At 70.1% G+C, this 19,947-nt stretch carries 24 protein-coding genes; 20 read left to right on the top strand and 4 right to left on the bottom strand.

All coding sequences use genetic code 11. The features are described from left to right. The first annotated feature begins 238 nt into the window (after positions 1 to 238). Positions 239 to 682, top strand: a complete 444-nt coding sequence (locus tag ACZ6AQ_RS03075) for a RapZ C-terminal domain-containing protein (protein ID WP_468757043.1) — start codon at positions 239 to 241, stop codon at positions 680 to 682. 301 nt (positions 683 to 983) lie between these two features. Here ACZ6AQ_RS03075 and ACZ6AQ_RS03070 read toward each other — a convergent pair whose 3' ends face one another. Continuing rightward, positions 984 to 1,121 carry a hypothetical protein gene (locus tag ACZ6AQ_RS03070; RefSeq protein ID WP_468757042.1) on the bottom strand — a complete coding sequence of 46 codons (138 nt, stop codon included), beginning with the start codon at positions 1,119 to 1,121 and terminating at the stop codon, positions 984 to 986. A gap of 225 nt (positions 1,122 to 1,346) precedes the next feature. Then, entirely contained in the window at positions 1,347 to 1,682 is a 336-nt protein-coding gene (locus tag ACZ6AQ_RS03065) for a hypothetical protein (RefSeq protein WP_468757040.1), read from the bottom strand. A 315-nt stretch (positions 1,683 to 1,997) separates the two neighbouring features. On the opposite strand from ACZ6AQ_RS03065, the gene ACZ6AQ_RS03060 reads away from it, so the two are divergent. From ACZ6AQ_RS03060 to ACZ6AQ_RS03015, 10 genes are all read left to right on the top strand, one after another. Beyond that, the gene (locus ACZ6AQ_RS03060) at positions 1,998 to 3,386 is read left to right on the top strand and encodes a PP2C family protein-serine/threonine phosphatase (RefSeq protein ID WP_468757039.1); all 1,389 of its coding nucleotides are present in this window, start codon (positions 1,998 to 2,000) and stop codon (positions 3,384 to 3,386) included. Continuing rightward, on the top strand, positions 3,383 to 3,751 hold the full coding sequence (locus ACZ6AQ_RS03055) for an STAS domain-containing protein (RefSeq protein ID WP_468757038.1): 369 nt from the start codon (positions 3,383 to 3,385) through the stop codon (positions 3,749 to 3,751). The genes ACZ6AQ_RS03060 and ACZ6AQ_RS03055 overlap by 4 nt, the downstream gene beginning before the upstream one ends. Before the next feature lie 62 nt (positions 3,752 to 3,813). Continuing rightward, positions 3,814 to 5,685, top strand: a complete 1,872-nt coding sequence (locus tag ACZ6AQ_RS03050; protein ID WP_468757037.1) for a hypothetical protein — start codon at positions 3,814 to 3,816, stop codon at positions 5,683 to 5,685. Positions 5,686 to 5,781: 96 nt separating this feature from the next. After that, positions 5,782 to 6,513: a hypothetical protein gene (locus ACZ6AQ_RS03045; protein WP_468757035.1), complete on the top strand. Its 732-nt coding sequence runs from the start codon at positions 5,782 to 5,784 to the stop codon at positions 6,511 to 6,513. Positions 6,514 to 6,594: 81 nt separating this feature from the next. Continuing rightward, positions 6,595 to 7,275: a hypothetical protein gene (locus tag ACZ6AQ_RS03040; protein ID WP_468757033.1), complete on the top strand. Its 681-nt coding sequence runs from the start codon at positions 6,595 to 6,597 to the stop codon at positions 7,273 to 7,275. A gap of 128 nt (positions 7,276 to 7,403) precedes the next feature. Further along, positions 7,404 to 7,814 (top strand): head decoration protein, encoded by a 411-nt coding sequence (locus tag ACZ6AQ_RS03035; RefSeq protein WP_468757031.1) that lies wholly within the window; start codon positions 7,404 to 7,406, stop codon positions 7,812 to 7,814. A gap of 14 nt (positions 7,815 to 7,828) precedes the next feature. Then, positions 7,829 to 8,884 (top strand): major capsid protein, encoded by a 1,056-nt coding sequence (locus tag ACZ6AQ_RS03030; RefSeq protein WP_468757030.1) that lies wholly within the window; start codon positions 7,829 to 7,831, stop codon positions 8,882 to 8,884. After that, positions 8,884 to 9,108 carry a hypothetical protein gene (locus ACZ6AQ_RS03025; protein ID WP_468757029.1) on the top strand — a complete coding sequence of 75 codons (225 nt, stop codon included), beginning with the start codon at positions 8,884 to 8,886 and terminating at the stop codon, positions 9,106 to 9,108. Before ACZ6AQ_RS03030 ends, ACZ6AQ_RS03025 begins: the two co-directional genes overlap by 1 nt. A gap of 66 nt (positions 9,109 to 9,174) precedes the next feature. After that, a complete protein-coding gene (locus ACZ6AQ_RS03020; protein ID WP_468757027.1) occupies positions 9,175 to 9,501 on the top strand; it encodes a hypothetical protein in 327 nt (108 codons plus the stop codon). A gap of 4 nt (positions 9,502 to 9,505) precedes the next feature. Beyond that, entirely contained in the window at positions 9,506 to 10,321 is an 816-nt protein-coding gene (locus tag ACZ6AQ_RS03015; RefSeq protein ID WP_468757026.1) for a phage minor capsid protein, read from the top strand. A 25-nt stretch (positions 10,322 to 10,346) separates the two neighbouring features. Here ACZ6AQ_RS03015 and ACZ6AQ_RS03010 read toward each other — a convergent pair whose 3' ends face one another. Next, entirely contained in the window at positions 10,347 to 10,898 is a 552-nt protein-coding gene (locus ACZ6AQ_RS03010; protein ID WP_468757025.1) for a GNAT family N-acetyltransferase, read from the bottom strand. A gap of 17 nt (positions 10,899 to 10,915) precedes the next feature. Continuing rightward, positions 10,916 to 11,923: a hypothetical protein gene (locus ACZ6AQ_RS03005; RefSeq protein ID WP_468757024.1), complete on the bottom strand. Its 1,008-nt coding sequence runs from the start codon at positions 11,921 to 11,923 to the stop codon at positions 10,916 to 10,918. Positions 11,924 to 12,622: 699 nt separating this feature from the next. On the opposite strand from ACZ6AQ_RS03005, the gene ACZ6AQ_RS03000 reads away from it, so the two are divergent. The 9 genes from ACZ6AQ_RS03000 (at position 12,623) to ACZ6AQ_RS02960 (ending at position 19,768) form a co-directional block, all read left to right on the top strand. Next, the gene (locus tag ACZ6AQ_RS03000; protein ID WP_468757023.1) at positions 12,623 to 13,105 is read left to right on the top strand and encodes an ATP-binding protein; all 483 of its coding nucleotides are present in this window, start codon (positions 12,623 to 12,625) and stop codon (positions 13,103 to 13,105) included. Next, positions 13,102 to 13,590, top strand: a complete 489-nt coding sequence (locus ACZ6AQ_RS02995; RefSeq protein WP_468757021.1) for a hypothetical protein — start codon at positions 13,102 to 13,104, stop codon at positions 13,588 to 13,590. Before ACZ6AQ_RS03000 ends, ACZ6AQ_RS02995 begins: the two co-directional genes overlap by 4 nt. Next, a complete protein-coding gene (locus ACZ6AQ_RS02990; RefSeq protein WP_468757020.1) occupies positions 13,587 to 15,242 on the top strand; it encodes a hypothetical protein in 1,656 nt (551 codons plus the stop codon). The genes ACZ6AQ_RS02995 and ACZ6AQ_RS02990 overlap by 4 nt, the downstream gene beginning before the upstream one ends. Next, positions 15,239 to 16,378, top strand: coding sequence for a hypothetical protein (locus ACZ6AQ_RS02985; protein WP_468757019.1), 1,140 nt, complete (start codon positions 15,239 to 15,241; stop codon positions 16,376 to 16,378). Before ACZ6AQ_RS02990 ends, ACZ6AQ_RS02985 begins: the two co-directional genes overlap by 4 nt. A gap of 11 nt (positions 16,379 to 16,389) precedes the next feature. Next, positions 16,390 to 16,983: a DUF6624 domain-containing protein gene (locus ACZ6AQ_RS02980; protein WP_468757018.1), complete on the top strand. Its 594-nt coding sequence runs from the start codon at positions 16,390 to 16,392 to the stop codon at positions 16,981 to 16,983. A gap of 9 nt (positions 16,984 to 16,992) precedes the next feature. Further along, a complete protein-coding gene (locus ACZ6AQ_RS02975; protein ID WP_468757017.1) occupies positions 16,993 to 17,343 on the top strand; it encodes a hypothetical protein in 351 nt (116 codons plus the stop codon). Positions 17,344 to 17,469: 126 nt separating this feature from the next. After that, a complete protein-coding gene (locus ACZ6AQ_RS02970) occupies positions 17,470 to 18,180 on the top strand; it encodes an XRE family transcriptional regulator (protein ID WP_468757015.1) in 711 nt (236 codons plus the stop codon). A gap of 18 nt (positions 18,181 to 18,198) precedes the next feature. Next, positions 18,199 to 19,383 (top strand): M20 family metallopeptidase, encoded by a 1,185-nt coding sequence (locus ACZ6AQ_RS02965; RefSeq protein ID WP_468757074.1) that lies wholly within the window; start codon positions 18,199 to 18,201, stop codon positions 19,381 to 19,383. Positions 19,384 to 19,624: 241 nt separating this feature from the next. Continuing rightward, positions 19,625 to 19,768 carry a hypothetical protein gene (locus ACZ6AQ_RS02960; protein ID WP_468757014.1) on the top strand — a complete coding sequence of 48 codons (144 nt, stop codon included), beginning with the start codon at positions 19,625 to 19,627 and terminating at the stop codon, positions 19,766 to 19,768. Positions 19,769 to 19,947 lie beyond the last annotated feature (179 nt).

Here is a 19,947-nt window from a genome sequence, read left to right as displayed (position 1 = left end):
ATCAACACCAACCCCCAACTGCCCTGGTCCTTCCTCACCCACACCGGCCTCACCCTCCACCCGCCAACCCCACCCAACTAACGAAAAGATCAGTAAGCCATACCAACTGCAACAGACAACGAGCCACACCCAGAGCCCCTGGGCTCCGCCGATCGTACGAGTGACCAGTTCGAACCCACCAAGAAGGTAAGACGGACAACTCCTTCCGAAGGTCTTGAACCGGCACGAGGGTGGAGGCATGCAGACCACACACCTTCCCGGACGCGGCCTGGTCGCCGCCGTCGTCTCCTCGATCGGCGTCCGTCACGACGGCGCCCACGACCTCGTCGCCGACGGCCTCTACTTCGATCTCAGCCACGTCCTGCGTAACCCTGCCGACGACCCGACGATGCGCTACCGCACCGGCCTGGACGACGACGTCTACGCCCACGTCCTCAAGACCCCCGGCGCCCTGACCCTGATCAACCGGACCGCCGTCCAGCTGCGCGCCCTGGCCGACGAAGTGCCCGTCGGCCGTCTCGTCCGGCTCACGGTGGCGTGCCAGGGCGGCCGTCACCGGAGTGTCGCGGCTGCCGAGACGGCCGGCCGGCTCGTCTGGGAGGTGTGGGGCGGCGCGTACGGCGTCGACATTGAGCACCACCACGTCGACCACCCCGTCCTGACCTCCTCCACCCCCACCTGACCCGCCGGGCACACCAGGAAGCGGCGGCTGCCCGGGAACCCGGGTGGCCGCCCCTTTCACCTGCCCGGTCCCTGCGCCGACGCCGTCTTCGGGTGCAGCGCGGCGAGCGGCCGTGTGTCGGTCCTTCTCGTCCCGCCGCTCGGCGCAGGCGGATCAGGGCGCGCAGACCGCTCTTCTGGGTGGGGCCGGTCCATCGCGGCTGCGGTTCGTCCGGTCGGCTTTCGGTACGGAAGGCCGGGGCGGGTTCCGCGCGGCCGCCGGGCGGGGGTGCGCGGTGTTCTCCTGAGGAAGGGGCCGTGGTTCAGTCGCGGTTCACGGGTTCTGGCGCACCGGTCTGCGGCGGGTCTGTGGGCCGGGAGAACAGGAAGTGCTCCAGGGCGTCCATGCCGAACAGCATGAACACGATCAAAACCGGCAGGAGCAGGACAACCATGGCCATGACGTCCCCCGAATCGGAGTGCTGATCATGGAACCGCGTGGACTGGGCCTTCGGCTCCAGACTGCTCCGAAGGAGGGAATGCCGGCCACCGGGGACAGCATCCGTTAGGCCGTTCGGGTGGGCCGGGCCGCCGCCCGGATGGAGGTATCGAGCCCTCCGCCCGGCACACCAGAGGGGCGGCCGCCCGGGAACCCCGGGCTGCCCGCTCCTCTGCCTGCCCGGCCCCTACACCGACGCCGCCCCCGTCTTCGGGTGCAGCGCGGCGAGGGGTGAGCGCCGACCCTTCCCGACCTGGCGGCGCTCTGCCCAGTCGATCTCGGGGTGTGCGGCGGGCAGGGTGTCGACGTCGGCGGCGCGGTGGAGCGGGGCCTGGACCACCCCGGCCCGCGACGTACCGAACCGCACTTCCGCCCATTTCGCGGCCCGGATCCACTTGAGCTTGACCACCCAGTCGGACTCCACCCTCCTCACCCGGAGCCGGGCGGCGGCCTGTTCCGGTCCGAGTGGGGTGTCTGCGGCGACCAGGCCCGCCAGATCCTCGCGCTGGCAGACCTCCGCCAACCTGACCGGGGTGCTGCAGCGTCCTGTCCGGGTTCGCGCTCAGGTCGACCAGCAGGCAGCGGTTGACGAACCGGTGCACCACGAACGCCGTCGCGTTTCGCCTATCGGTGATCACTGCGCCCGGTTGCGGCTGTTTCCGCGCAGCTCGCCGTCGGGCCGGGTGTGCTGAGGCATGTCGGTACAGTGCCTGGGTGCCGACTGCCTGGTCGGCACCTCCTGGGGGGGATGAATGAGACGAGGATTATGCCGGAGCAAGCGAGTCAGCCTGCGATAGCACCGAGCGGACCTGCTGTTGAGGCGGCGCGGTTGGCGGCGGTGCGCCGTTACGACATTCTCGACACCCCTCCGGACGGCGCCTACGACCGGGTCGCGGCGCTGGCGGCGCGCCTGTTCGAGGTGCCGGTGGCGACGGTGACGATCGTGGACGAGGACCGGATCTGGTTCAAGGCCACGCACGGACTGGAAGGTGTCACCGAGATCGGCCGCGATCCGGGCCTGTGCGCCTCGGCGGTCCTGACCGATGACACCACCGTCATCCCCGACACCCTGCTCGACCCGGTCGCCTGTTCCAACCCGCTGGTCGCCGGCCCGATGGGGGTACGGTTCTACGCGGCCGCTCCGATCATCACCGCCGACGGGTACCGGCTGGGCACGGTCAACGTCCTCGACACCCGCCCCCGCGAGATCAGCGAGGCGGACTCGGCCACGCTCGCGGACCTGGCGGCGGTGGTCCGCGACCAGCTGGAGCTGCGGCTGTCGGCGTTGCACGCGGTGCGCGCCGAGCAGGAGCGCCGCAAGGTCGAGCAGGAAAAACGCCAGGCGGAGGAAGAGGCCCGGCAGCGGGCGGAGCGGGACAAGGCGGTCATCGCCGCGTTCGCCTCCACCCTGCAGCGCACCCTGGTGCCTCCCGCGTTGCCCGCGGTACCGGGGCTGGAGCTGGCCTGCCACTACAAGACCGCCTCCCCGCAGGAAGTGGGCGGCGACTTCTACGACGTCTTCCCCGTCGACGGGGACCGGTGGGCGTTCTTCCTGGGCGATGTGTGCGGCAAGGGCGCCGAAGCCGCCTCGGTCACCTCACTGACCCGCTACACGCTGCGGGCCGCAGCCCTCGTCGACGCAGACCCCACGGCCGCGCTCAAGGCCCTGAACACGGCGCTGCTGCTGGACGCGGCGGTCGGTACCCGCTTCTGCACCGCCATCTTCGGCCTGCTCGATCCAGACCGGGACGGCGGTTTCACAGTCACGCTGGCCACCGGCGGCCACCCGCCCGCCTACCACCTCAGCCCCACCGAAGACGGCGGTGTACGGGTCGACGCGGTCCGCGCCAAGGGCGGCATGCTGGTCGGCGCGTTCGCCGAAGCCACCTTCGCCTCACGCACCCTGCACCTGGCACCCGGCCAGGGACTGCTGCTCTACACCGACGGTCTGACCGAGGCACGTACCGCCGACGGCCACATGCTCGCCGACACGGGCCTGCTCGACTTCCTGGCCCAGCGACCGGCGCCGGTCGCTGCCGGCGCCCTGATCGACGACACCGTCGCACTCCTGGACACCCTTCCCGACACCGAACGCGACGACGTGGCGCTGCTGGCCCTGTCCGTCCCCACCCCCGATGCCGCTCCCGCCGGTATCACCACCACCGCTCACAGCGCCGCCGCCCCGATCGCCGACGCCTCCGTCGGGCAGGAGAACCGACGCCCATGACCGATGCATTCCACATCGACGTCCCGCACACCGACGGCACCCTGGCCGTGATCGCACTGTCCGGCGAATTCGACATTGCCACCGCGCCCGCCGTACGGGCCCGCGCCCTCGAGCTCATCACAAACGGCCACCCCCATCTGGTCGCCGACCTGGCGGGCGTCACCTTCTGCGACTCCTCGGGACTGGGCGCCCTCGTCGGCATCTGGCGCTGCGCCAAGGACGCCGACGGCTCGCTGACCCTGGCGGCCGTCCCCGACCGGCTGAGCCGCCTGCTCAGCGTCACCGGGATGGACACCTTCCTGCCCGCCTTTCCCAGCGCCGACACCGCACTTGCCGCACGCCAAAACAACCGCACCACCGCCTGAAACCCCTCGCTCGACAGGGCGGCGCGGACAGACTGCTGGGCTTGCGGCCGGCCTCGACGTTCATGCGTAACCTGATCATCGGCGCGGGGCCGACTGCCTGGAGGGGCACTGTGGGCCTGCGCGAGCTGATCACCGACGCCTGGAGCTGGCTGGACTACAAGCCGGTCATGGCCGACCCGAGACGGCCGGGGCGGAACGCCTGGGCGGACCTGACCTCGTCGTGGATTCCCGACGAGGACCTGCGCCGCCTGGCGGCCTACCGGTTGCTGGCCGCCTACGACTCCAACCAGGCCGGGCAGCTCGCCGCGCTGAGCGGGGACGACGACAGCGGGACCGAGCGCCGGGAGCTGGGCGACCCGTCGAAGATCGTGGACACCGCGCTCGGCTACCTCCTCGGCTCCGAGCAGACCATCAGCGTGGCCGGCGCCGAGCACGCCGACGACGAACCGTCCCCGGAAGCCGCCGCGGCGCGCGCCGTGCAGGAGCGGCTGCGGGCGTGGGCGGAGAAGGAGCTGCTGCCGCTGCGCATCCAGCAGACGGAGCGCAACGCGATCCTCCTGGGCGACGGGGTCTACACCCTGGCGTGGGAGCCGGGGAAGGGCCGCGTCCTGCTGCGTACCTGGGACCCGGGCCTGTACTTCCCGGAGTGGCCGGAGGACGGCGAGCAGGACGGTGCCGAGTTCCCGATGCGGGTCCACCTGGCGTGGGAACTGCCCGAGGACAAGCGCCGCGGCCTGAAAACCCGCGTACGGCGCATCACCTACGAGCTCGCCCCGATCGGCCCGGCCAGCCGCCGGACCACCACCAAGGGCCGAGGCGCGGTCCGCGAGTTCCTGTATGGAGAGGACGGGACACCGGTCCTCGTCGGGGGCGACGAACTCGACGCGGACAGCGGCGTCATCACCCGCACCTACCCGTGGGCGCCGAACCGGCCCAGCCCGTGGACCTGCTACCTCACCGACGCCGAATGGGACCTGGACGACCTCCACCACGCCGACCTGCTCTACGACCTGCCGCTGCACAAGGCGACCTACCGCGTCCGCTCCGACGGCGAAGTCCTCGACCGGCTCGACCTGCGCTGCGACTTCATTCCGCTGGTCCATATCACCAATTCCATTCCCACCAGCGGCGAACACTGGGGCAAGCCGACCATCGCCACCGTCCTCCAGGGCCTGGACGAGCTGTCGGCCACGGACACCGACAGCTCGGGGGCCTCCGCGACGACCGGTTCCCCGATCATCGGTCTGTCCGGGGCGCGCCTGCCCATCGACCGGGCAACCGGACAACCGCTGCCGGTGAAGGTCAGGGCCGGAACGGTGTGGCAGCTCAACGACAACGGCAGCATGGACGTCCTCGATACCTCCGCGCAGCTCGCCGAACTCCGGGCCCGGGTTGATCACCTCATCGACCGCATCGCGGCGAACTCCCGGCTCACCGCCGCCGGCCTGGGCACTCTCGACCCCACCGCCCTACCCTCCGGCTACGCCCTCCAGCTCGCCCTGGGCCCGCTGGACTCGCTGATCTCCGCCATGCGCCTGGCCCGCGACCACAAGTACGCCGTCCTGCTGCGCATGGTGCAGCGGCTCCACCAGGCCGGGCACGCCGAGGGATGGCCCGCGGGGGAATCGCTGCCCGCCCGCCTGATGTGGGGGCCGCACACCCCCACCGACCGCGCCGCCGTCCTGGACGAGGTGGTCAAGGGAGTCGGCGCCGGCGTCCTGTCCGTGGAGACCGGCGTGAAGATGCTCATCGACGCCGGATACCCGATCGACAACGCACAGGTGGAGATCGAGCGCATCCAGTCCCGTGCCTTCGAGGCCGCCGCCCGCCTCGCCGACGCCACCGGGGACAACGCGGTCGTACGGAACTACCTGGGGCTGCCCGAAGCGGACCCCGAGATCGGGCGCGTACCTCTGCCGGACCCGCCGAGGTGAGGCGCCGTCGAAGCGGCGGACACCTGCCGCCTCTCGGTCGGAGGAAGCGGGCGGATCGGCTGACAGCCCGAGGAGGCCAGTTCTACGGTGGGTGACATGACCGATACGCAGCCCGACGTACTGTCGCCCCGTGACGAAGCCCGTCTCGAACTCTCTCTACAAGCCAGGAAGTTGGCCCAGGAGGCCGCAGCCCTGGTTCCGGTCGAGATCGACCCCAAGCCAGGTTCGCTGATCACGCAGGCGAAGGAACTGCTGAGGCTGGCCGAGGAACTGCTGAACGCCGCCGTCGTCGCGGAACGCGAGCGCGGGCTCTCCCCGGAGAAGGTCCGGGAACTCACCGTGCGCTCGCACTGGAACGAGGCGGTGCTGACCTGGGTCAAGGACGGTCGGCGCAACCGCGCTGGCGTGCCGGGACCGGCCCTCGCCAGGAGCCTTGACGAGTGGGCGTCCCGGGAGAACCCCGGTACGGCGAACCCGGTCACCGATGGGTTGGACGCGACCCGCTTCCCTGGGTCGGCCCAGTACGAGGCGTACCAGCGTGATCGTGTCGCGGACCTGCACAAGGCACTCACCGAGGCCCTAGAGGAACGCGGTGAGGCATGGAACGCCCTCAACGAGCTGACCAAGGAAGACATTGGGGAAGGCCACGGCGAAAGAGGCGTCGATCACCCGGTCAACGTGAGGGTCGTGGCTTCCTGCCGGAACCTGGCCGCGATCTACCGGGAACTATTCACCGCCGACCCCGTCTTCGCTCACGAGTATCGGGAACAGGCCGAGATCTTCCAGAGCACGGCGGACCGCTTCGCCACGGAAGGACCGTTCGGGTAGGCCGTCGAGGCCGTCCCGGTCGGGGAAAGGCTAAGCTGATCATCGGCGCGGGGGCGCTGGAGACCTGTGGATGGTTCACGCATGACGCGCCCTTCGCTCCCCAACCCGCTTGCTCCGGTCGGGTACCGCCGTGACGGGCGGCCGATCTACCCGATTCTGGGGGCCTCGCCCGAGCACGACCCGAACAAGCCCGACGACGGTCCCGGTACCGGCTCTGTCACGCAGGACGACCTGTCGCGGCTGCTGGCCCGGGAGAAGACCCAGGGCGGCCGGGCGGCGGTGAAGAAGCTCCTCGACGGCCTCGGTTTCAGCGATACCGAGAAGCTGACGGAGTTCGTCACCGCGACCCGGGATGCCGAGCGGGCCGCGCTCTCCGAGATCGAACGCCGCGAGCAGGCCGCCGAGGAGAAGCTGCGGGCGGCCGAAGCCCGCGAGGCGCAGGCCGCCTCTCGGGAGCGTGCGGCAATCCGGCGGGCGGCCCTGGCCGGGCTCGGCGCCGTCGGCGAGGACCTGGACGACGCGGTCCTCCTGATCGACCGGGCCCTGGACGGCCAGGACGACGCCGACGAGGAGGCCGTCGTCTCGGCCGCCGAGCAGTTGAAGGAGCGGCGTCCCGAGCTGTTCGGCCAGGCCCGGGAGACGGCGCCGCCCGCGCCGGGCGGCTCGCCCGCCGGCGGCCCGCCCCCGCGGGGAGTGACGCCGCCGAAGCCCGGTTCGGCCGGGCTCGACATGGCCCGCCAGCGCGGCTACATCACCGCCTGACCCTCTCCATTCCCACCGGCGGGACAAAGCCGGACACGGGGACCACGCCCCTTCCAGTTCGTGGACGGCGCCACCAGGAGGTGAGCGCGCGGAGACCCGCCATCGCGTCCCCTGGGAGGGGCACCGTCATGCTTCAGCCGATCACGACGCAGCGCAGCGTCACGGCGAACGTGGAGTGGCTCGGAGGCCGACACGGCACCGACGACACCGACACGATCACTCTCGACATCTCGAAGTTCACCCCCGGCACGCACTACGTGCCGTCGGCCGACTCCAGCCAGCCCTACAGCCTGTTCAAGTCGGGCGTGCCGGTCGGCAAGATCACCGCCTCCGGTCTGTTCGGGCCGTTCGACAAGACGGCCACCGACGGCCGTCAGGTCCTCGCCGGGCACGTCTTCGCCGAGACGCTGTTCGCGCCGACCGCCACGAAGGTGCCCGTCGCGCTGCTGTGGCACGGAACCGTACGCGCCGCGAAGGTCCCCGGCGGGTTCACCCCCGCCGACGTGACCACCACCACTGCCCAGATCCGGTACGTGTAGGGAGCTGCTGAACCATGTCCCTCCAGGACCTGATCAAGAACGTCACCACCCGCGACCTGACCGTCTTCGCCCGAGCGGTACCGACGCCGGCGGAGTGGACTCTGACCACGGGCGACAGCCCGGTCTTCCCCGCCCTCAAGCTCCAGAGCACCCTGTGGGAGATCAAGGACTCCGGCCGCTACGTGAACGCGGCGAAGTTCCGGGCCTACGACGCCTCCGCGCCGCTGGCGACCCGCGAGGCGTGGGAGACCACCCGCAAAGGCGGCCTGCCGGTCATCTCGCAGAAGCTCACGGTCACCGAGCAGGAGATCATCCTCGATGAGATGCAGCGCGGTGCGGACGACGAGCGGCTGGTGACCAACCTCTACAACGACACCGAGCGGCACGCGGAGGCGACCAAGGGCCGTGTCGAGCTGGCCGCCGCCGACGTTCTGCTCGACGGCAAGCTGACCGTCAACGAGAACAACTACATCACCGAGGTCGACTTCGGCGTCCCGCCCGAGAACCTGCCGAACGCCGCGAAGGTGTGGTCGGACCCCACCTCGGACCCGATCCGCGACGAGCTGACCTGGCTCCAGTACCTGGAGGACATCGGCTCGCCCTTCCCCGAGTTCGCCCTGACCTCGCGGCGCGTGGTGAACACCTGGGCGGGCAACAACGCCTACCGGGCGGCGTACTACAACGCGGTCAACCCGGCGACGACGCCGACCAAGTCGCTCACCCCCAGCCAGGTCAACAGCGTGCGCGCCGAGTTCGGCCTGCCGCCGTTCCGGATCTACAAGGGGCAGGTCCGGGTGGACGGCACGTGGGTCAAGCCGATCCCCGATGACCGGTACATCTACATCCCGCCGCAGCGGCAGAAGTGGGCGAACGTGCAGTGGGGTCTGAACGCAGACTCCATCGTCCTGTCCTCGGGGAAGAACCCCGAGATCGAGAAGGAGGAGGCTCCGGGCATCGTCATCACCCGGGACGTGGACTCCGACCCGGTCCGCATCTGGACCAAGGTCAACGCCTCCGTGATGCCCGTCATGCACGACCCGCGGGCCCACCTCGTGGCGAAGGTGCTGTAATGGGGCGCCGTCTGGCCGCTGCCGTGCACCTGACGCACCCGGAGACCTTCGAGCCGGTCATCCTCCTGCCGGGGGACGAGCCCGAGGGGCCGGTCGCCGAGCTGATCACCCACCCCGGCGCCTGGGAGGACGCCCCGGAGCCGACGGCGGACGAGGAGACGTCCGTTGAGCCGGAGCGCCCGGCGCCCGCCCGCCGCAGGAAGACCGCCGACGCCGGCGCCTGAACCCACTTCCGCCCGCCCGTGCCCCTCCCCGGGTGCGGGCGGGCACCCGTATCCAGCGGAGTACTCATGGACCCGATCCTCCTGGCCTGGCTGCGCGCCCAGCTCGGCGCCGCCACTGACGAGCAGGACCTCATCACCCGGTACGCGCGGCTCGGCCGGGCCCGCGCGGTCGCCGCCGAAGTCCTCGCCGAGCGTCGCGCTGCGCTGCTGGCCGACCCGCTGCGCATGACCGTGGACGGCGTGGTCACCATCGACCAGAGCAACAACCTGGCGGGGCTCGAACGGCAGCTCGCCGGCCTCGCCGATCTCGTCGCTCCGGATGATCCGGCCCCGGGGGAGGCGAGCGTCGACCTCGTCACCGCGCCCCTGGTGTCCTACCGCCGGGGACGGTAGGGCGGTGCCGTACGAGTGGCCGCCGCTGACTCCGGGCGACCCGGACGAGATCGCGCGGCGGGTCGCCGCCGTTCTGGACGACGCCTGGCAGCGCCTCGCCGACAAGCAGCGCGCCGTCCTCACCCAGCTCGCCGACAACCCGCGCGCCGTGCACACTACGGCCGTCCTGGAGGAGTTCAAGCGGGCCGTCGCGGACTTCCGGCGCCGTGTGGACGAGGAGGCCCGACAGTTCGTCCGGCGACAGCTCCCGCACCTCTACGAGGAAGGCGCGCGGGCTGCCGCCGAGGCCCTGGACGCCTCCTTCACCTGGACCCTGTTTCACCGCGATGCCCTCCAGGCGCTCGCTTCCGACTCCTACGCCGACTTCCTGCGCCGCTCCCAGGAGGCCGAGCGGATGGCCGACCGCTTCTACCGCGCGGTGCGCGAGGCCGGCCGCCGCGAGGTGCCGCTGCTGACGGCGGGGAACATGACGGCGAAGCAGGCCGCACGCAACCTCGCCCGCCGCCTTGCCACCGACCACAAACTCGCTCACGTCGTCTACCGCAATGGCTCCCGGGTGCCGGTCCGCGTCTGGGCGGAGGCCGCCACCCTCACGAAGTCCGCCGTCGCCTACAACGCCGGAACCCTCAACCGGTCGCGCGAGGCCGGCGTCACCGTGGTCGAGGTCTTCGACGGCCTGGACTGCGGGTGGACCTCACACCAGGACCCGGACAAGGCCGCCCGGACACTGCGCACCGTGGAGGAGGCGGCGGAGTGGCCGATCAGTCACCCGCGCTGTCGCCGGGGCTTCGGGCCGAGGCCGGATGCTGAGGTGCCGTAGAAGTCCGGCTCTCGCCGGGACGTGATCATGCCCGGCCAGCCTGCCACTCGCGCTCCAGAATGGCGTGGACGACGGAGTCGCGCCACCGGCCGCCCTTGTTGATGTGTTCACGGATTGTTCCCTCTTCCACCATCCCGGCAGCGGCCATGGTGCGCGCGGAGGCGGTGTTGCCCGGTGCCCTGGCGCCCCAGACACGGTGCAGGTCCAGTTCTTCGAAGGCCAGGCCCAGGAGGAGACGGACGGTTTCGAGGCCGTATCCACGTCCCCAGGCATCCGGGCGAAGGGCGAACCCCATGGTGGCCGCGCGGGGTTGGTGGGGGTCGCGAGCCAGCCGGCCGAAGCCGAGCAGGTCGTGCTCCGGGCCGATGACGGCCAAGGCGTACTCGCTTCGGGGGGTCTCCTGGGCGGAATCGATGGATCGTTGCACGATGCCGCGCACCTGTTCCTCGGTGCGCGGCTCGAACGAAAGGTGCTCCGTCGCTTCGGCGCTCCCGTAGATCGCGAAGACAGCGCCCGCATCGTCGTGCTGGAGTTCACGGAGGCGAAGACGGGGTCCACTGCGCGATACGGGAGTCACCGGGGCACCTTATCGGGTCAGCCGGATCGGCCCGGGAGGAGGGCGGGTCGCTGCGGCGGGAAGGCGGCGATCTCCTCCTGCAGGTTGCGCGCGGTGACGGCCGTACGGGCGGGGCTGTGCAGCAGGGCATCCCGGACGCGCAGCGTGGAGACGACGATGCCGTTGTTTCGGAAGGGGGTGGTCAGGTCGAGTACGGGGCGGATGGCTTCCGCCGCGCCCTCCACGTCACCGTTGTGGAGGCGCACCAGGGAGAGGTTGCAGCGGGCGCCGGCGAGGTCACCGAAGGCCCAGTCCGGGGCTTCCTCGTTGCTGAACTTGAACACCGCCTCCTCTGCCTGTCGGGTCAGGGTTTCGTTGCCGTGGCCGAGCAGTGCCTCCGCCTCCACGGTGTAGTAGAGCTGCTTGGCGTGGGAGTAGGTCAGCAGTCCGCCGAGTTCGTCGAGGTCGTCCGGGATGACGTGCTCGCGGAGCTCGACGGCCTGTGCGATTGCCTGGAGCGCGTTCTCCTCATCGCCCATGCGGGCGGCAGCACGGGCCTGGAGTCCCAGGAGCCAGGGCGCGACGGTTCCGCGCAGGCCGGTGGCGCTGTCGGCGCCCTTCTTGGCGTAGAAGAAGGCATCGGTGGGCCGGTCGGCCCAGTACTCGATGAGGGACTGGAGGCCGTTGACCATGGCGATGAGGCCGGGGTGCTCGGCGTCCTTGGCGAAGGCTGCCGCCACGAGGCTCATCGTGCGTGCCTGGTCGCGGTCTTCGAGGTCGTTGAACGCCTTGGCAACGAGGAAGCTGAGGACAGCGGCCATGACGTTGGTGTCCCGGAGCTGGGTCGGAGTGAACCGCCTGGTGTCGATCAGGTGAAGCACTTCGTCGTGAGTGTTGAGGAGGTCTTCCCAGATCTCGCCGAGGGAGCGTCGGGGGTAGTCGCGGACCAGCCGCGCGACCTCGTCCTGGAGCAGTGGCAGAGAGGCCTCTCCCACTCGCAACTGGTCGTTGTCCAGAAGGTACTTCCGTGCACGTCGGACTGCCATAGCGCCCGTCCTTCTCATGTCGCTCGGGGTCATGCCGGGGTTGGCATGGCCGAATACCGGTGACGTGCCGGGGGCCGCGAGCGCGTGGAGGGGGTCGCCCTCCGGCACTTGCTGCCACAGCTCTTCGAAGGGCCTCTCCAGCATCGCAGCGATTACCGGACGGAAGGCGTGCTGAGGACGTCGGTCCTGGTAGAGCCAGCCTTCGACCGTCTTGTCCGCCGGGGTGTCGTAGGGCCCGCCACCGAGCCCTGCCGCAGTACTTCGGTACCACTGCAAGAACGTCGTTGCGTTCCCAATACCCCGAGCCTCCAGCAGCTTTCGGAAGTACGTCGTCATCGTGCCTCCTCGGCGCGAGAGCCCAGTGCGTCACCAACACCGACGGTAGAACGAGCGATCTCTAACGGTGCTGGCAAACAGGGTAGTTGGAGGAGTCCGAGGAATTCAGAGGGTGTTCTGAGGAATCTCCTCATCCGTTTGAGGCAGATCCGAGGGTGATCTTGGGGTAGATCCGGGCGGCCCGGCTCGCGAAGCTCTTACTCACTGCTCAACCCCGGTCGCCTCCTGTGACGGAAGGTAAAACCGGGTGATCGAAGCCATCCTCCGCCCGGCCCTGCGATGACATGACGAGGCACAACACCGCCGTGTCAGCCGCTGGTCGAGCGGATTCCCCCTCGCACCGAGGAAGCCGAGGCCAGCGAAATGATGCGCCAAAGCACCATCCCACGTTCGAGTCCACCGAATCAGGAGGACGAGCACGCCGGACTTCCTAGCCCGGAGATAGGGCCGGAAGAGACCTCCGTTCTCGAGGCCGTATTCCTCCCGGTGCCGGAACGCGTAGCAGACATGCGACGGGCGACGGTGGCCTTCCTGCTGGCGGTGAACGCTCCGGAGGAGACCTCCGACAACGTGGTCTTGGTCGTGTCGGAGCTGGTCACCAACGCGATCCGTCATGCCTGCGGGGAGGTCTCCCTTCGGCTCTCGGTGGGGGCCGGCCACGTGAAGGTGGTCGTGCTTGCCGAGAGCCGGGCCCGAGCGGTCGTGACGGAGGCCGCCCCGGACGACGAGGCTGGGCGCGGCATGCTCCTGGTGGACGCGGTCGCGGACTCCTGGGGGTGCAGCACCGGGGAGACGTGGTGTCTCTTCCGGTACGAGCCGGAACACGTCGGGACGGTGGCGGCGTGAGCACCGCTTCCACCCGCACGCGTCTTTCGCCGACGAAGTTCGCGGCGGAAGCGCGGCGCGCGATCGATTCGCTGGACACCTGCTTCTTGTACGACGAGGACCTGGCGGACGACCTGGACGCGGTCCTCGGCGAGCCGACCGGCACGATGGGTCGCATCAGACCGTGGTCGCACCGGTGGCAGCGCGGACTCTTACGGCGCGGCCTGTTCAAGCCGAGCGAGGCCATGGTGGCCGAGGTGGGCCGGGCCCTCACCCGCCTGGACCGGATGCTCGACCGGCTCGTCCTCATCGCGAAGAAGCGCGAGTGGATGCCCCCGTACCCGAACCTGGAGGCAGCCATCGGCCGCGCCGTGGCCGTACGTGCCCAGCAGTCCCGTCCCACGGGTGATTTCACCCGTGATCGCGCACACCTCCGACGCCTCGCGATGGCCGCCGCCGACCTGCTCGGCCTCCTCACCGAGCACGGGCAGGAGGCGGAACGATGAAGCTGCCGCGCACGTACTGGTGCCACGCCGACGTGGACACCGGCACCCTTCCGCTGCCGGACGGCCGGGCCACCGTCAGTGCCCGGACCGCCGTCGAGTGGGTGCGCGAGGACGCACGCGCGATCGGGCCGGAACTCGACCGCGACTCCTTCCACCGCGTGTGGGCGTGGCTGGGCGACCACCCCACCGCGAGGAAGTCCATGACCGCGCTGCACCGCGGCGAACCGTTCGACTTCTCGGTGACCACCTCCAGCGGTCGCTGGACATGGAGTACCCACCCCGTCATCGAACTTCCTCTTGCCGATCCCCGCGCGTGCCTGCCGTTCGAACCGACCCGGGTCTTACCGGCGGCCTTGGTTCGGGACCGGCGATCCGCAGGAACCCCCTTCCTCCATGCCCCCCGTCTTCGGAGCATCCGCATGACCACCACCACCCTCACCGTTCCCGGCGTGCAGCAGGACGAGCCGGTGGAACGTCGTCTTCGTACGGCGCTCCGCGAGCTGCAGAAGACGGCCACCCGGTTCAGTGCCGGCCCCGGCACGCGGGGCGCGGAGTACCGCGCGGCTGTCTGGGCTCTGGCGGAACCGTGGCTGCCTCTGGCCGAGGCGAGGCACCGGCTGGCCGCCGGGTCGCCGTCGGACCAACGCCGCTGGCGCCGGCTCATCGACGACGTCCGGTGCCTCGGGACGCAGGAGCCGGTCCCGAACGCGGCGGAGCCGCCTGCCATCGCCCGTGCGCTGCTGCGGGCGCTGCTGGAGGCCGAACGCCCCGGTCCGAGCGTCGGGGAGGTCGCGGATCGTCTGCGGAAGCTGATCGCCGACGGGACCTACCCGCCTGGCACATCGCTCTCGGCACTCCAACTGGCCGACGAGGCGGAGGCAGCGGAAGCACCTGTGCCGGTCGAACGCGTCCGGCTCGCTCTGCGCGACCTGACCGCCGAGGGCTCGACGGTCACCAACGGCGCCCGGCGCATCTGGGTCGCCGGCGGCACCGGTCCTGTCGACCGGCCCGCGCAGATCGCCGCCTGGCTGCGCACCCTGATCCGGGCCCGCGTCTACCCGCCGCAGTCCCCGCTGCCCGCCCGTCTGCTGCTGGCCCGCGACTTCCTCGCGACCACACGGGACACCGGCGCCGCCCTGCGCATCCTGGGCGCGGAGAAGGTGCTCAAACGCTCCACGGCGTACCGGCCGGTCGTACGGGCCGACCTGCCCTTCCCTCTGGACCCCGGCCCCTTCAACCTCGGCGCCCGCGTAGAGCAACTGCGCGGCCTGGCGATCACCGGCATCACCTTCCCCTTCTCCGAGGTACGGGCGATGTGCCAGCAGGCCCAGGTCTGGTGGCGGGTCCGGCACACACCACGCCCCCACGTCCTGGAACGCGTCTTTCGCACGCTGGTCACGGCGTCCGCCTGCGCCATCCCCCGCGTGGTCGAGCTGTACGCGAGTGCCCCGGATGCGGAGGTGCGTACCGTCCTGCGCCGCACAGCGGTCACCGCGCTGGCAGACCTTCCCGCAGACCCGCTGGAACGCCTGTGGCGCACGGCCTGTCTGGCGACGGCCGTCCTCCAGGTCCTCGTCCTGGTCGAAACCGCGGTACGCCACCTCGGCCTGCGTTCCCGCACCCCGCTCACTCTCACCCTCGGAACGTCATGACCACCACGACCGCCGTCCTCACCGCCGAGGACGACTCCCCTGCTCCGTCGACGGTCCTGCGGCTGCGTTCCGCGTTGCTCCGTGTCCAACACGTGGTGAAGGACCTCCCCTACCGTGCGCCCTCGCAGGCCGAGCGGGACCGCGAGAAGGTCTGGGCCCTGGTGGAGCCCTGGGTCCCGCTGGCCGAGACCCGCCTCCGGCAGGCCGCCGGTTCGCCGTCGGACCGTACGCGCTGGCAGGAGTGCATCGCCGGCGTGCGGCGCCCGGGGACCGAAGGCGCTCTCGTCCCGCCTCTGGTGAACCTGGGAAACGCTGCGATCTGCCTGTTACGCAACCTGATCGAGGCGGAGGCGGCAGGACCGGACGTCAAGGTGATCACCGACCACGTCCGGGCGGCGATCACCAAGGGCACGTACCTGCCCGGCACGCGGCTCGGGCCCGGCCGGATCGCCGCCGAACTCGGCCTCGGCCGCTCCAGCTTCAGCCGTGTCGAACTGGCATTCCAGGACCTGCGCGGCGAAGGACTGGTCACCCTCTCCTCGCCCGGGAAGTGGTGGGTCACCGCTCAAGACGACCGGCCCGCGCAGATCGCCTCCCTCCTGCGTACGTTCATCCAGGCCGGCGTCTACCCGCCGAACACACCCCTGCCCAAGCGTGTTCCGCTGGCACGCACCCTCGTGTCCTCCCCACCCGACATCACGGCGGCGCTGCGCATCATGCAGGACGAAGGGGCGATCTCCCCGGGAATCGGGGGCCGTCCGACCGCGCGTTCCGCACCGTCTTCCCCCATGCGGCTTCCGACCGACCCCGATGTCCTGGTCGACCGGTTGCGTGACGTGGCGGCGCCCGACGCCGACCTCAGCGTCCTCGGCATCCGGAAGACGTGCAAACAGGTCCAGGACTGGTGGAGGGCACGCATCTCTCCCGACCCCGCGGTCCTGGAGCGCACCCGGCGCTGTCTGGCCGCCGCCACCGTGCACCTGATCGAACAGGGCCCGGACGACCGCGAGGTGCACACCCGGCTGCGTCGCGCCGCCGTCCTGGTATCGGCCAGCGCGTCCTCGGACTGCCTGTGGCGTACCGCCTGCCTGGCCGCCGTCGTCCTCGAACTCCTCGATCTCACGGGCGACGAATGACCATCCCGCCCTTGACCCACACCCGGAGCATCATGATCATGCACGCCGCGCGCCGTCCGGACATCGCCGAGGAGCTGATCGTCCGCGCCGCGAGGGCCGACGCGCACTGGTCCCGTCTGGTGCGCGGGCAGCTTTCCGGTGCGGAGATCGGAAGAGGCCGCCGAGCCGACTACGCGAACGCGGAGGTCTTGCGGCAGATCACCGACGTCCACGGCTGGCCCGGGTGGGCGCTCGTCGGCGAGGCGGGGGCGCGCGCCGCGTGGCGGATCGCGCTCCGGGCGGACAACCAGCCCCCCTACCAGCGGCACGCCGAACGGCTGATGTACCGGGCCGTCCGGCTGAACGAGGCATCGGTTCGGCAGTGGGCCCACCTCCACGATCGCTGCGACCTCCAGCGCGGCGCCACCCAGGTTTACGGCACCCAGTACCGCAACGGGCCCTCCGGACCGGAGCGGGAACCCGTGTGCGACCCGAACACACTTGACGCGCGCCGCGCCGAGGTCGGCCTGCCGCCGGCCGACACCGCGCTGGAAGACCTGAGGCGCCGCCTTGCAGCCGAGTTTCAGGCCGACGAGGCGACCGTCGAACTCATGAGCGTGGGGTGAGCGGTGGCCATGACCGAGGTGACGGACACGCTCCGCCGGGATGCGAAGCTCCTCTCGGCGGAGGTGCTGGCCTGGAGGACCGATGGCGAGCTGCCGTCGGTGGACGAGGCCGTCGCGGCGGTGGGCCGACTCAACGCGCACGGCGAAGCGATGCGCGACGCGGTGCGAGCCGTGGCACGGACGAGGGCTCCGACCGACACCGTGCACTACCTCCTCCGCGAGGCGGGGCGCCGACTCGGGATTCCTCTGGAGAGTCCCGTACCGCCGTTCGTACTCACCGCCGACGTGGCCGTCCGCCGGGCCCAGAACCTGGCCCGCGTCGTCCAGAGCCTCCTGAGAGCTCTGGACGAAGAACCTTAGAGGGCGTGGCCCGTACGGCAACACAGCGATCTGGAACATCAGGAAGCACAGCCGAGTCGGGAGGAGGCAGCGTCGATGGGTACGGCGGGAGGGTCAGGGCTCAAGCGAGCGCGGCTGGAGAAGAACTTGACGCTGGAGGAGGCAGTTGAGGGTCTGAACGCGATCACCGGCGGGGCGACGGACACGAGCTCGTTGAGCGCGTGGGAGACCGGGCGGCGTCGGACAGGACTGCGCAACCGGCGCGGGCTGTGCATGTTGTACGACAAGCCTGCCGAGTTCCTGTTCGCGCATCAAGACGGCCACGCTGGTGTCCAGGCGGCGCTGCACCAGGCTCAGGGCACGCTCATAACCCGGTGGGCCGATCTGGTAGAGGCGATGACCTCGGTGGTGACCGGCGCGCAGGAGCACCTGGTGGTAACAGGTAGCCGAAGCCGGGAGAAGGGGTACCTTGCGGCGATCGAGACGGCTGTGGCACAGAATCCGGATCTGGTACACACCCGGGTGCTCTACGGGCCGCCGAGGCACCCGGAACTGGCCGATCACCTGGTGCGGCTGCTGGAGCTGCGCGACCCGTCCGTACGCCGCCGTGGCGTACGGACGCTGAACATCGGGATCGTAGACCACGGTAGGACCCTGGAACGGTTCTTCGTAGCCGCGGAGCGCGCGGCGGTGGTGCCGCTGCCGTCACTGCACAGCGCGGACGGCTTCGACTGCGGGATCTTCCTCGAGGGCGATGCCGCAGTTGGCCTTGTGCATCACGGCCGGGAGGCATGCGCGGCCGCGCGTCTGCTGGGAACGATGGAAGACGTGCGGGAGTTGCCCGTGCGCCACAGATAGAAGATCGGGGTGGAAGGCATGAGCGGTAGCCCTCGGGAGGACGACCGGATGTGGTCGGTGGTGGCGCTCGCGCAAGAACTGGTTCGCCGGCCGAGCCGAGGCGGGATCGACGGCTACGGCCCCGTTCTGGGTGTTCTGGAGGAGTGGCTCGCAGCTCGAAAACTGCCTCGTCGTCGTCTGTACGACGACGCTGGCGCGCTGGTCGGGCTCTTGATCGAGATCGCCGGGAGGCGGCGAGGGTCCTGGTGGACGCTGGATGCGTGTGTGGACACTGCCCCCTACGGTGACATCACCCGATGGTCCTTCCCTCCGGATTCCGGCGACGTGCGGGACGGATGGCTGCTGGGACGTGGCGCGGCGGACTCGAAGCTCGCCGCCGCCATGTTCTGTCACATCGCCGCCGACCTCGCGCCGCGTGCACACGAGTTCGCGGGCGGCCTGGCGGTGCTCCTGGACGTCGACGAGCACACCGGCAACTTCGGCGGCGCCCGCGCCTACCTCACCGACCCGGCGGCCACACGCCCGGCCGGAGTGATCATCGGCTACCCCGGCATGGACGAGGTCGTTGTCGGCGGCCGGGGCCTGTGGCGGGCTTCGATCGCCGTACACGCACCGTCCGGCCACTCCGGCTCCAGCCGACCCGTCATCGGGGCGATCACCCGTGCTGCTCATCTGGTACGACTGCTGGATGCTGCCGAACTTCCCGGCCCGAACGACTCCGGCTTCCCGCTGGGGCCGAAGCTGACCGTCACGGCCTTCCACGGCGGGGAAGGCTTCTCCGTCACTCCCGACCGCGTTGACATCAACGTCGATGTTCGCACCACCCCGTCCTTCGACGCGTACGCCGCCGAGACGCTGGTGCGCAAAGTGGTCGCCGAGCTCGACGCCGAACTGCCCGTTCCGGCCCCGACCGTAATCACCGAGGTCGCCGCCTGGCCTTCGTTCCGGCTCGAAGAAGACGAGCAGCCGGCTGCCGCACTGCTGTCCGCAGCGCGTGCGGCGGGCCTGGAGGTACGGGCGAAGACGGCTGGCCCCTCCAACATCGGCAACCTCCTCGCCGGTGAAGGCATCCCCGCCACGGCCGGGTTCGGTGTCCCGTACGAGGGGTTGCACGGGGTTGATGAACGCGCCTCCCTCGTTGAACTCCCGGCTGTCTACACCGTCCACCAACAGGCCGTTCTGAGCCTCCTGGATGTGTGCTGAAAACTTCCTATCTCTTCCAAGGACAACTACTTCGAAGGCTGATCGTTCGGCGCCATGTAAACCCGGGGGGCTGTCGCACTGCGGCGGCCTCCGAAGTCATATCCGGGTACCAGCAGAGCTGCGGATGCTCCCTACTTTTCCCCTAGGAACTCACCAACTATGGCTCTAAGAAAGGGAGTTCGAGAGCGGTGTCATAGATGTGCACCACCCAGGAAGCACATCGACACCAAGGAGGCTGGCCATGGCCCAGCAGACCGAAATCGAGACCGTCCAGGCCGAGACCGTGGACTTCCAGGCCGAGATCAACACCCACCCGGTCGACGGGCTCACCCTCGGTCGGCAGTCGTTCAACGACTCCGACAAGGACAACTACTTCGAGGGCTGACCGGTCCGACGCCACGCGAACCCGGGGGCTGCCGCACTGCGGTAGCCCCCGGGCCCGTTTCCGGGTGCCAGGGGCGTTGCTACTTCCCACTTTTCCCCTAGGAACTCACCAATTGCCGCTCTAAAAAAGGAAGTTCGAGAGCGGTGTCATAGATGTGCACCACCCAGGAAGCACACCGA

Source organism: Streptomyces sp. NPDC041191 (assembly GCF_055591945.1).
This window is presented reverse-complemented; position numbering and strand designations above follow the sequence as displayed.